This is a genomic window from Psychrobacter sp. NC44 (genome assembly GCF_904846655.1).
In the GTDB taxonomy this organism is placed as follows: domain Bacteria; phylum Pseudomonadota; class Gammaproteobacteria; order Pseudomonadales; family Moraxellaceae; genus Psychrobacter.
On record NZ_CAJHBN010000015.1, the window covers coordinates 54892 to 67820 of the forward strand.

Sequence of the window (12929 nt, forward strand, 5' to 3'; positions counted from 1 at the left end):
CTATCCCCTATTTATTCCAACGGCAACCCATGGTACACGCCCGTAATTTGAGGCACGGTTTGTCTATTACCATTTAACCCTAAGTACTATTTAATCAAACGTACTATTTAATCCTAAAGGTGTAATTAACATGGCTACAGATTTACAAGTCACAACCAACAAGCTATCTAATAAAGAAACCCAATTGACAGTTAAAGTGCCTGTCGAAAAAATTCAAAACAAAGTCGAAGGTCGTATTCGCCAAGTTGCGAAAACTGCCAAGATTGACGGTTTCCGTAAGGGTAACGTCCCTATGTCACATATCCGCTCTCAGTACGGTGCTGGCATTCAACAAGAAGTCATCAACGATGTGATCCGTGATACCGTTTTTGAAGCGATCAAATCTGAAGACATCCGCGCGGTTGGCATGCCTAACATCGACGACGTAAAACTTGAAGACGATTTCTTGGTATATCAAGCGACTGTTGAAATCTTCCCAGAAGTAGACGTGCAAGGTATCGATGAGATCGAAGTTGAGCGTCACACGGCTAAAGTAAGCGAAGAAGACGTCGACACTATGATCGAAAACCTTCAAAAGCAACGTGAAGAATTCGTTGAGAAAAAAGGTAAAGCGGACAAAGGCAATCAAGTAACTTTTGATTTTGAAGGCTCTATCGATGGCGAAAAATTCGAAGGCGGTTCTGCTGAAGACTTTAAACTGGTTATCGGTAGCAACCAGATGATTCCTGGTTTTGAAGCGGGTATCAAAGGCATGAAAGCTGGCGAAGAGAAAGTTATCGACGTGACTTTCCCAGAAGATTACCAAGCTGAGAACTTAGCTGGTAAAGAAGCTCAGTTCAAAATCAATGTAAAATTGGTTGAAAAATCTAAGCTACCAGAAATCAACGAAGAGTTCCTTGAGCTATTCGGCGTGAAAGAAGGCGGCGTTGAGAAGTTGAAAGAAGACGTTCGCAAAAACATGGAACGCGAAATCAAAAACGCGGCTCGTAGCCAAGTTAAGCAAGCGACTTTTGACGCATTGCTAGAAAAGAACGAATTTGACGTACCAAACGCCATGCTAGAGCAAGAAATCGAGCGTCAACGCAACATGATGATGCAACGTTTTTCTCAGCAGTTCGGTGCCAATGCTGATAGCTTCGATAAAGACATGCTGCCAAATGAGCTATTTGAAGAGCAAGCGCTACGTGCTGCCCGTCTTGGCATCATCGTTGCTCGCGTTATCGATACCAAAGGCTTAGAAGTCGATCAAGAACGCGTTGAAACCTTCATCAAAGAAGCCGCTGAAAACTACGAAGATCCAAGTGAAGTAATCGAGTATTACACCAATGACAAGCAGCAGCGCGCGAACATTGAGTCTGTGGTACTAGAAGACCAAGTGGTTGATTATCTAATCGAGCAAGGTAAAGTAACTGATAAAGAAGTTAGCTACCAAGACCTATTAGCTGCACAGCAACAACAGCAGCAAGGCATGTAATTTAGTGAGATAACCTAGCAGTTTGCCATTCAATGGCAAATTGCTAATCTCAATCTAAACACGCTCTAACATAATGCTCTAACGCAATGCTCTAACATATGTGTTAGGGCATTTTTATTGGGGATTTATATGCTATCTTTATGGACAGTTTATCACCAAGCCCCTTGATAAATGGTTACAGACGCCTTATTAATAGTGAGTCAATCATTTTATTAATAGCACTCATGTTATAAATAGAAAATTATTTTTCACATGAAAAAGTTACTATTGCCTCAATAAAAAAGTTACCATTAGCTCAATTATTTTTAGCGATATCTGGCGCTTATTATTTCAGCTAGCGAATATTATTAAAAAGCGGCAACATCTAGCATGATGAGCAGCCATACAAGCGTAGCCGCTCGCTCGCTTCAATCCCTTTATTTTATGTACTTATAAACAGGACATCTTTATGACAGATTATGATCGCATCACTGCCAACCCACATTTTGATATGCTGATGAGTGCGCACAATGACGCACAAGGCATGCAATATACCCAAAGTGCCCCTCAAGCTGCGCATGCAGCATTAGTGCCAATGGTCGTTGAACAATCCTCTCGCGGTGAACGCTCGTTTGATATTTTCTCGCGTCTATTGCGTGAGCGCGTTATCTTTTTGACTGGTCAAGTCGAAGACCATATGGCCAATCTGATTGTTGCACAGTTGCTATTTTTAGAAGCAGAAAACCCAGACAAAGACATTCACTTGTATATCAATTCACCAGGCGGCTCAGTGAGTGCAGGCTTGGCAATCTTTGATACCATGAACTTCATCAAACCTGAAGTGTCAACTATCTGTATGGGCGGTGCTTATAGCATGGGCTCGTTCTTGCTCGCGGCTGGTCAAAAAGGCAAACGTTACTCTCTTGCCAATGCTCGTGTCATGATTCATCAGCCTTCAGGCGGCGCGCAAGGTCAAGCAACCGATATCGAAATTAATGCGCGTGAAATTCTAAAAACGCGTGCCCGTTTAAATGAGATTTTGGCAGAACGTACTGGTCAACCATTAGAGAAAATTGAAAAAGACGTTGAGCGTGACTTTTGGTTAGATGCGAAAGAAGCCAAAGAATACGGTCTGGTTGATGAAGTATTAGAGCGCCGCCCTACTTCTTTATAATTACCGCATAAGAGCAAAAGCTTTGATGGACATCAAAAGCCTGAGCGTTATACGTTTTGGCTTTGATGTAAAAAATCAAAATATTTGTAAGTTTTAAATTTTAGGAGCGCCTTTTATGGCAGAAGATAACACCCCGCATTGCTCGTTTTGCGGCAAAGCCAAAAGCGATGTACAGCAGCTGATTGCCGCTGACGATGCCAATATCTGTAATGAATGTATTGAGCTATGTACCGATTTAATCGCTGACAGCGCCGAAGATGGTAATGATGACAGCGACATTGATACTTCTTGGGTCAATAAAAAGCTACCAACGCCAAAAGAGCTGCGTGCCAAGCTTGATGAATACGTCATTGGACAAGACGCTGCTAAAAAAGCACTAGCAGTTGCCGTCTATAACCATTATAAACGTCTAAAAGTTAGCCAAACCTTAGCCAATGACAGCAAAAAAGCGAAGATTGGCGCTGACGATGCCATGGTTGAATTGGCTAAGAGCAATATCTTGCTGATTGGCCCGACGGGTTCTGGTAAGACCTTACTGGCGCAAACCTTGGCTCGTCTACTGGATGTGCCTTTTGCGATGGCCGATGCGACGACCTTGACCGAGGCCGGTTATGTCGGTGAAGATGTCGAAAACATCGTGCAAAAGCTACTACAAGCATCAGATTATGATGTGAGTAAAGCGGAACAAGGCATCATCTATATCGATGAGATTGATAAAATCAGTAAGAAAGGCGACAACCCGTCTATCACCCGTGATGTGTCAGGCGAAGGCGTACAGCAAGCCTTGCTAAAGCTTATCGAAGGTACGGTTGCTGCCATTCCGCCACACGGTGGACGTAAGCATCCTCAACAGGAGCTGATCCAAGTTGATACGAGTAACATCTTAATCATCGTCGGTGGCGCGTTTGCCGGTCTTGATGCGGTTATTCAGCAGCGTACAGAAAAAGGCGGTATCGGCTTTAATGCGGATGTCAGCTCAAAAGATGATAGCAAACGCAGCTCAGAATTACTGCAACAAGTAGAGCCTGAAGATTTGATTAAATTTGGTCTCATTCCTGAGCTCATCGGTCGTCTTCCTGTTCTCGCTGCGCTCACAGAGCTGGACGAGGACGCATTGGTTCAGATATTGACAGAACCAAAAAATGCCTTGGTTAAGCAATATAAGTATCTATTCGATATGGAAGGCGCTGACATTAGCTTTACCAAAGAAGCGCTCGATGCGATTGCCAAAAAAGCCATGGCGCGTAAGACTGGTGCTCGTGGTTTGCGTTCTATCGTTGAAAATGCGCTCCTTGAGACCATGTACGAGTTGCCTTCGATGAAAAACGCCAAGACTGTCATCGTCGATGAGCAAGTGATTAATGAAGGTAAAACACCTGAAATCATCTTTTCTACCGACGACTCAGAGCAAATAGCGATCGACGCTTAGCGGTTGTTATCAGCTTTATTAAAACTGTCATTGAAGTAAAGGCGTCTAGCATATCTTATGCTAGACGTTTTTTTATGGCTGCTCACTTATGATCGTTTTATGACAGCCAATGTATGGATAAAGTGACAGCGGCGTCTATCAATCGTTCATAGCTAAAGCCACAAAGCATGCTAAGGTAAATGTGCTACCAACACCTATCACTGATGAAACAAAGGACTGTTTATCATGCTTAACAATGTTACTTCTATCGCAACCTCATTACGTCAACACTTGCCTTTTCATACCACGACAGACCAAGATATTGCCCCTTATTATCATAATCATGTCGCGGCTATTACGGGTGCAGGCTCTGGTATGGGGCGCGAGTTGGCTATTCATTTGGCAAAAATGGGCTGCCACGTGGCGCTCTCTGATATCAACGCGGCGCAACTGGCACAGACCAAAGAATTGCTCGTCGGTTATAATATAAAAGCGGCTATGACGGTGCTTGATGTCTCAGACAATAAAGCCGTGGAAGCGTGGGCAGATAGCGTCATGGCAGACCATGGCAAAGTGAACTTCATCTTTAATAATGCAGGCGTGGCGCTATATTCGACCGTAGAAGGCAGTAGTATTAGCGAGCTTGAATGGGTCATGGACATCAATTTTTGGGGTGTGGTCTATGGCACTAAGGCATTTTTGCCATTGATTAAAAATAGTGTCAAACAAAGCGAATCGACGAATGGCAGCAAAAAAAACAGATCGCGCCAATTTAACGAGCATGGTCACATCATTAATATCTCAAGCCTGTTTGGCTTAACCGCGCAGCCGTCACAATCTGCGTATAACGCCAGTAAATTTGCTGTACGCGGCTTTACCGAAAGCTTACGTCAAGAGCTAGATATTCAGCGCTGCGGTGTGTCAGCGACCTGCATTCATCCCGGCGGGATTAAAACCAATATTGCCAATAGTGCCCGTGGTAATGACAGTATCAATGATATTGGCATGCGTACTGGCTCCAAAGCCATTCAGAGCTTTAATAAATTCCTGAAATTTGATGCAAGCAATGCCGCTTGGATTATTTTGCAGGCTGCCGCGACCAATCAACCGCGCTGTCTGATTGGCAATGATGCCAAAATAATCGACGCGGTACAGCGTGTCTTTCCAGCGACATACAGTCAAATATTGAACGATGTCCATAAGCTCTCTCGTAAACTCAAACCACGCCGCCATAAAAAACCAAGCACGCCAAAATAAATATCCTAAAAATACTTACCCACAAAAAAGCGCTTAAATATTATCAATATTTAAGCGCTTTTTTGTGGGTAAGTATTTCAATAATGTCTTTTAATATAGTTATTCATACGGTATGAAATTAATTCATATCACTCTAAAGCCAAAACACTTTATCTATTTATATACTTTAAGTATTTAATATTTGGTACAATTATGTTTCTAGCAACTTACAGATTGATGACTCATTCAGATTTTTTGCACAAAAATTAAGATTACTTCTGTCACTCTGACAGCTAAATTATCATAAAAATATATTATTACATATTATTTTTGATAATAAGGATATTCCAATGAAAATACTTTTAAGGGTCAAACCCTCTTCCTCCGTTTTACTGGCTGCTATCTTTGCTATTGGTGCGGTTAACCTGTCAGGCTGTAGTGAATCAGATACCAAGGCCGTTGACCGTGTCGAAGAAGCTGAAGCGTTAGCCCGTGTTAAGTCACTTGAGGCACGTGCCGCAGAAATTAAAGACGAGATGGCTGCAAATCCAAGCGCCAAACTGAGCGTTAGCATGCCAGATGAATCCACTATTCCAGATGATGAGTTCGGCGCAGCAGTACGTCGCGGCTTACAAATCGCCAATCATACTTATAAAGAAATGCCTGACAATGTCGGCAACCAGTTGAATTGTACCAGCTGTCACTTGGGTAACGGCTCAGAGGCCTATGCGGCGCCTTGGAATGGCATGCCGGGCATTTATCCTATTTATCGGTCACGTGCTGGTCGCGTGAATTCAATACAAGAGCGCATCAATGGCTGTTTTGAACGCTCAATGAATGGCAAAGCACTTGATCTAGGTTCAGATGATATGAATGCGATGGTGTCTTATATGAGCTGGCTATCGCAGGGCTTGCCTTATGGTGTCTCGCCTGAAGGTCGCGGTTTTGTTAAGGTAGACAAAACTTTAGAGCCAAATACGGACAATGGCAAAAAGCTGTTTGCTGAAAAATGTAGCGTTTGCCATGGTGAAAATGGCGAAGGTCAATATAACGACGATGGCACTTATATCTATCCAGCAGTAGCCGGAGACAAGTCCTTCAACGATGGCGCAGGTATGGCACGAACTTATACAGCAGCGGCCTTTATCAAGGGCAAAATGCCCTTTGGTCAAGGTAACTCGCTTAGTGACCAAGAAGCGGTCGATATTGCTGCTTACTTTACCCATCTGCCGCGACCTATCAAAGCCAACAAAGACAAAGATTGGCCCAATGGTGATGCCCCTAAAGATGTACGCCGCTAATTAAAACAAGCTCATAATTTATATAGTAAAAAAGCCCAGCTATTTAAATAGCTGGGCTTTTTTATTATTGATAGTTAGGACAGTTTGCGTCCTTTATCTTTAATTTAAGGCAATTTCATATCACCATCAACCAGCCAGCCCATGCGGCGCATTACATAAGCGACCACACCTGCAATTAGCGCAGGTAATACAAACATCAACAGGATAATCGCTGTCCATAATTGACCCGTACTCATGATGTCTTGTGACGCTTCAATCACTCCAAATACGCCGACCAATCCAGCGGTACCCATACCCGCACCCGTTGCCGTACATGCCAGTCCAAAACCTACTGTCGCAATAGGACCAACGATGGCGCTGGCAATCACAGCAGGCAACAACACCAGCGGTTTTTTTAACACATTAGGAATCTGTAGCATACTGGTGCCCAGACCTTGAGATATTACGCCACTGACGCCGTTGTCTTTAAAGCTTGCAACGGCAAAGCCAATCATGTGTGCCGCACAGCCTACTACTGCTGCCCCGCCTGATACGCCGCCAAGCCCAATTGCGATACAAATAGCAGCGCTGGACGTTGGCAATGTCAATAAAATACCCACTACCACTGCAATCACAATACCCATTAACAGAGGCTGTAACTCAGTGGCCGCTTGAATACCTTGACCAATGGCAGCGACCGCAGCGACGATAGGTGGATTCAATAGGGCGCAAACTGCTAATGCTACCGCGCATACCAATAAAGGAACCAATAGAATATCGAGCTTGGTTTTGCCAGCGACCCAAGTACCAGCACGATAAGCAAATACCGAGGTCAAATACGCCCCTATCGGATTCCCCGGTAAGGCGGCAAAGGTCGCAGGTCCACCTACTTGGGGCGTAAATAACGTCCCTGCCATTAATGCTTCAGAGTGTGCGCCAAGCATACCCGCCACCAAGCAGCTGAGCATGACGAGCGTCGGTGCTTTAAGGTAATAGGCGATACCTACTCCGATACCCGCACCCATTAGTACTGAGGCAAGCTTGCCCACCGCAACCAATGCGGGCAAATCTAACCAGCCACCGATTTGCGAGATGATTAGACCAGCAATCAACGTGACAAATAGCCCTAAAGCCATGCCAGTAAACGCATCAATAAAATACTTTTGGAAAAATGCTTTAATGAAGCTGGTAGGCGGTGTTGCTAAATGAGAGACAGTCATAGCCACGCTCTTTATAAAATTTTTGATGAAAGGTAATAAACCAACAGAAAAATAACTTTGCTAAAAATCAGAGATAAAAAAAACGTCATTGCGACGCTTTTTTTATTATTCATAAAGAACTATAACTGTTATTAAACAGCGCAACTTAACGACGCTGTTCAACGATGATGGAATCAATACCGTTATTCTGTAGGCGCTGCTGAGCAGTGGTTACTGCTTGGCGGTTATTCATCGGGCGAGAAATAACTTGATAGATTGGCAAACCATTACCCGTCGTATTCTTGACCACGCGAGCGTCTACACCTGCCATCAACACTTGAGCACGGCGGCGATCTGCTTCATCCGCATCACCGAAGCTGTTGATCTGCAAAATATAAGTTGCCGCAGGTTTTGCAGCCTGAACGCTAGCAGTACCTGCGCCTGCATTATTGGTGGACGTATTATTGCTACTAGCAGGCGTCGATCCATCATAGGTCGCGTCTTCTTCAACGATCACAATGTCATCGCCGCTATTACTGGTAGCAGCGTTATTGCCACGACTGGGCGCAATAACCGTGTTTTCAGAGATACCAAAGTTACCAGTATCATCATTGCGACTGGCTGAGCCATCCTCAGGTTGAGTCACCACCACATCAGGCTCAAAGGCACTGATATCCCCTATGCGATCATTGCCTGTCTCAGCAATATCTTCATCAGGAATAGTCGCCATCTCTTGATTGGGCAAAATATCATAGAACTCATAATCACCATTATCAGTATCAGTGTCGACACGTGGCTGCACCTGACGATCAGGATCATTACCAGCGGTGCTGTCAGCGGGACTGAAATCAAATAATGGTGACAAGTATATAAATACCCCTATCATAAGGGTCAATACCGCCCCGACAAACATCCACAATAAGCCTGATACGCTACTTGTTTTGCGTTTTTCAGTCGCACCTTTAGGTTTTTTGGCTAGCATGGATCTGTTTCTCCCTACTGAATCTAACTATCATCAAATTATGGCTGGCAGTCATCTATACTCATACTACATGTTAGAAAGTTACTATATACTAGAAAAAAACTACATGCTAGATGGTGCCGACAACCCTAACAAACTAAGACCATTGGCCAATACTTGACGTACGGCTTTAGACAAACGCAAACGGGCTTGCATCAATTCCATCTCATCCGAGCTTGGTGTCTCACCTGAGGTCAAACTCACTGGCAAAATGCGATTACTGTCATACCAACCATGAAATAGCGCTGCCAACTCTTTAAGATAGTTGGTCAAGACATGTGGCTCATAACCCGTCGCGGCGCGTAATAATGTCGCTGGATATCCTGCTAATAATTTAATCAGCTCGTCTTCGTTTGGTGCACTAAGTAAGTTTTGGTGTTCTAAACCAATCGCATCATCTACCACAAGACCACTGTTTTGTAGTTTTTCTAATACTCGGCAAACACGAGCATGCGCGTATTGAATGTAATACACTTGATTGTCTTTGCTTTGTGATTTAGCCAGCTCCAAATCAAAATCAATATGCACTTCAGGCTTACGGGCGACATAATAAAAACGCGCGGCGTCGTTACCAACTTCGGTACGTAAATCACGCAGGGTGACAAATTGACCTGAACGCGAGGACATTTGCACTTTTTCACTACCACGCCATAGTGCAACAAATTGCACAAGCACCACATCTAAACGATCAGCATCAATACCAAGCGCCAATAAAGCAGCTTTTACGCGTGGCACATAACCATGGTGATCGGCACCCCAAACATTGACCACTTTATCAAAACCGCGATCAAATTTGTTTTTGTGATAGGCAATATCAGAAGCAAAATAAGTAGATTGACCATTGGCACGGCGCACAACACGGTCTTTTTCATCACCAAAATCGGTTGATTTAAACCAAATATTACCGTCTTTTTCGTATAGATAGCCTTTTTCATCTAAGGTTTGCAAGACTGGCTCAATATCGCTATCAATAGACCGTTCGCTAAACCAGCACTCGTAGCGCACACCAAAGTCATTTAAGTCATCTTTGATATCGGCTAAAATACTGCTCAATGCCGCATTTAAAAACAGCTCATAACCTTCACCAAGCAAGGCTTTACTGTTGGCAATCAAGCCATCAATATGCGCTTCTTTGTCACCTGATAGCAGTGTTTTTTCGCCGTCCGCATTGATCTCAAACTCAGCATCTGCTGGCACATCTTTAGCGATTGCTGCAAAGCTATGAACGTAATGATCACCGTGTTGCGCTTTTAACGTTTGGGCGATGTCACTGACATAATCACCTTGATAACCATTGACTGGGAAGATTATTTGCTCGCCATTGGTTTCCAGATAACGCAAATAGGTACTGGTCGCCAAGATGTCCATCTGCCGACCCGCATCGTTGACATAATACTCACGCGTGACGTCATAACCAATCGCTTCAAGCAGGTTTGCCACGCTCATACCGAACGCTGCACCGCGACCATGCCCAACGTGCAAACTTGACGTTGGATTGGCAGAGACAAACTCAACCTGAATTTTTTGCCCGTCAAACTGATCGCTTAAACCAAAGCGATCTTGCAAGGCAAAGATATCATCTAATACCGCAAATTTGGCTTCCGCATTTAAGAACACGTTAATAAAGCCTGGACCTGCAATTTCTACTTGGCGAATGTCTTGGTTTTCAGGCAGCGCATTGACGATTTTTTCGGCAAGCTGTCGTGGATTGACCTTGGCAGCTTTGGCCGCTGTCAGCGCGATATTACTGGCGAAATCACCATGGCTTAAGTCTTTAGTACGGGTGATTTGGCTATTATTTTGCCAATCGCTTGGTAACGTGCCATCTGCTTGTAGGGTTTGAATCGCATCGTTAAATAGTGATGCAAGTGTATCAATTTGGGCTTGTGACATAAGGATTTGAACTCAGTTAAATAAACAACAAAAACGGTATAAAAATGTGGCGAATGCGAGCAGCCAATAACTGCCTATTATAATAGCGACCGACATTGCAGGGGATAAAATAATACAAAAAAGATAAGTAACCTGTAAATATAACAATCTTTGCCCTGCATTGCACTATGTGCACCAAAATTAGCACTAAAATCTTACGGTTATGACAGTTAACACTGATAATTTAGGTGACTAGGGCGTGTCCTCATTGTAAAAATGGTGATAAAAAGGAGATAAATTGCCGTTAAATAAGGAAAGTAGCGCAAATAATATCGAGATATTGATAAGCTATTTGACGATGTTTGGCAAAATTTAGCCATTTTTAGCCATTTTTATCCCATTTAGAGGATAATCGATTGAATTGGAGACACGCCCTAACAGGCGTTGTCTGTGCTTTCATTCACGATAAGTCAGATTGAAATGCTTTAAATAGATCAGGATTTAGCGCTGTTACCGATCAGTCAGCCCTGCAAATTGTAGCGTTACTGTTGTCTCATACTTAGCAGCAGTTTATACCTGCTCGCTTCCGCGTTATAATAACGGTTTGTATTGCTGCCTGCTTTTTTCTGACTTATTTTATGGATTACTGCTTATATCATGAATGGTGATACTTCATTTTGAAGGCAATTATTATCAAAAGATCCATAAAATAATATAAATAAAGGCGGCGTTACTACTTTATAGGATTATGCCATGTTTGCTATTGCTGCCAGTACGGTTACCAGTTGGGGATTGTATGTTTTACTACCCATATTCATCGCCTTCTTATTTTTTATTATGTGGGATATCTCTAAAGAATCTCAAGCTGGGCGCGCGGGTACATTTTGGATTTTCTTAGCACTAGGCGCAGGGTTTGTGGGATTCTTACTCAAGCTATTGTTGGAAGTCGCTTTTAAAAGGTGGTTGATATAATTTTTATATAACTGGGCCGTGTCCTCACTGTCAATGATAGGTAATAAATAACTCACCTATCACTGATAAATAGACAGTTAAATGATCAATTAAAAAATGCATGGCTCATAACGGCTTCACTTTATAGTGTGTCAATCATTCCTATCAAAATATCACTCACTGAGCCTTGCTATCATTTTTTACGACTTCACTCACGTAAGTTGGTAAATCCCACGCACCACCAGCAAAACCGCGACACATTCCTGAGCTGGAATCTTCTGATTTGGCAAATTTTTGACCATTCCAAACCCATATCGCATGATTCCAGCAATCACCAACCCCTCGATCTTTATGTGTTGCCCAAATCTCGCCATCAGAATAGTCATTGCCTGCCGTAGTGATCAGTTTTGGCTTGCTTGGTTTGTCATGATTAATAAGCCAATAACCCGAACTCTCATTATAGGCGCCTTGCCAGCACAGATGGCTAGCAAGCGTATGGAGGGCATCTACGGGTGTAAACGTCCAATTCAGTCTATCAGAACCATACTCTTGCATTCGTTGGTACGCGTCGGTCTTTGGATTAATCAGCTCACAGTCTCCCATATCATCTTCAGAGCCTATAAGCTCCTTGGCATCAATATCGATCCACTTATTTATATTCGCTTGAAAATAGGCCCACTTTGACGAATCCAGTTGCTTATTGTCAGCATAGGCATATGCTTTTTTAATCACAGGTTTCGCTTTAGCAGATTTGGGTATTTGCTTACTAGCGTGATTTTTACTTACCAATGCTATTGGCGTGCCCACTCTGCCTTGTACCTCATCAAGTTTTAGCAGCACGGCACTCATGCCTTTGTCACTAACAGACCAATTTTTACCACCTGCTTTTATCTCTATCTTAGTATTTTGACGCGCATGGTTAATAAAGTGTTGCGTTTGCTTGGCGGTTAAATCGTACGCTGAACCATCAGCATCTGGTTGTAGCATGCCTTGGTTTTTGCCATTTAACCACAGTTCAGCACTATGGTAGGTTTTGTCTGAGGTTTCTGATAAAAACTGGATTTGGGCAATCGGCAAGGCTTTTTTGGGTATGACGGTTAATAAAATAGAAGCTGGCGTATCGAACATACTCTCATCTGCATAACCTGCTGCGCGACAAGTCAATGTATTATCACAAACCACTTGCCAATCGTCCTGCACAAAGCCCCACCCTTCAAATGGCGTACCATAGGCAGCATGAGCTGATATGGACGTCAATGGCAGCAAGCCCTTCATAGCGCTGAGCAAAATCGTTAATTTTTTCACTGTCCATATTCCTTATGAGTGATACAGTAC

Annotated in this window: 10 protein-coding genes; 6 read left to right on the forward strand and 4 right to left on the reverse strand. The window is 43.3% G+C overall.

What is annotated here, in order from left to right; translation table 11 throughout:
* The first annotated feature begins 130 nt into the window (after positions 1 to 130).
* The 5 genes from tig (at position 131) to JMX95_RS11110 (ending at position 6572) form a co-directional block, all read left to right on the forward strand.
* On the forward strand, positions 131 to 1474 hold the full coding sequence (gene tig / locus JMX95_RS11090; protein WP_193008522.1) for a trigger factor: 1344 nt from the start codon (positions 131 to 133) through the stop codon (positions 1472 to 1474).
* Positions 1475 to 1922: 448 nt separating this feature from the next.
* Entirely contained in the window at positions 1923 to 2627 is a 705-nt protein-coding gene (gene clpP, locus JMX95_RS11095; RefSeq protein WP_270896824.1) for an ATP-dependent Clp endopeptidase proteolytic subunit ClpP, read from the forward strand.
* Between the two features lie 115 nt (positions 2628 to 2742).
* Positions 2743 to 4056, forward strand: coding sequence for an ATP-dependent protease ATP-binding subunit ClpX (gene clpX, locus JMX95_RS11100; RefSeq protein ID WP_201560827.1), 1314 nt, complete (start codon positions 2743 to 2745; stop codon positions 4054 to 4056).
* Positions 4057 to 4281: 225 nt separating this feature from the next.
* Positions 4282 to 5292 (forward strand): SDR family NAD(P)-dependent oxidoreductase, encoded by a 1011-nt coding sequence (locus JMX95_RS11105; protein ID WP_201560828.1) that lies wholly within the window; start codon positions 4282 to 4284, stop codon positions 5290 to 5292.
* A 329-nt stretch (positions 5293 to 5621) separates the two neighbouring features.
* Positions 5622 to 6572: a c-type cytochrome gene (locus tag JMX95_RS11110; RefSeq protein WP_201560829.1), complete on the forward strand. Its 951-nt coding sequence runs from the start codon at positions 5622 to 5624 to the stop codon at positions 6570 to 6572.
* Positions 6573 to 6676: 104 nt separating this feature from the next.
* On the opposite strand, the gene JMX95_RS11115 is transcribed toward JMX95_RS11110, so the two are convergent.
* The 3 genes from JMX95_RS11115 to argS form a co-directional block, all read right to left on the reverse strand.
* Positions 6677 to 7771, reverse strand: coding sequence for a PTS transporter subunit IIC (locus JMX95_RS11115; RefSeq protein ID WP_201560830.1), 1095 nt, complete (start codon positions 7769 to 7771; stop codon positions 6677 to 6679).
* Between the two features lie 145 nt (positions 7772 to 7916).
* The gene (locus JMX95_RS11120) at positions 7917 to 8732 is read right to left on the reverse strand and encodes an SPOR domain-containing protein (RefSeq protein ID WP_109592480.1); all 816 of its coding nucleotides are present in this window, start codon (positions 8730 to 8732) and stop codon (positions 7917 to 7919) included.
* 102 nt (positions 8733 to 8834) lie between these two features.
* Positions 8835 to 10664, reverse strand: a complete 1830-nt coding sequence (gene argS, locus JMX95_RS11125) for an arginine--tRNA ligase (protein ID WP_201560831.1) — start codon at positions 10662 to 10664, stop codon at positions 8835 to 8837.
* A gap of 732 nt (positions 10665 to 11396) precedes the next feature.
* Between argS and JMX95_RS11130 the strand changes: the two genes are divergently transcribed.
* Entirely contained in the window at positions 11397 to 11615 is a 219-nt protein-coding gene (locus JMX95_RS11130) for a DUF2788 domain-containing protein (protein ID WP_045448016.1), read from the forward strand.
* Positions 11616 to 11771: 156 nt separating this feature from the next.
* Here the strand turns inward: JMX95_RS11130 and JMX95_RS11135 are convergent, their stop codons facing one another.
* On the reverse strand, positions 11772 to 12899 hold the full coding sequence (locus tag JMX95_RS11135) for a DUF1176 domain-containing protein (RefSeq protein ID WP_201560832.1): 1128 nt from the start codon (positions 12897 to 12899) through the stop codon (positions 11772 to 11774).
* Positions 12900 to 12929 lie beyond the last annotated feature (30 nt).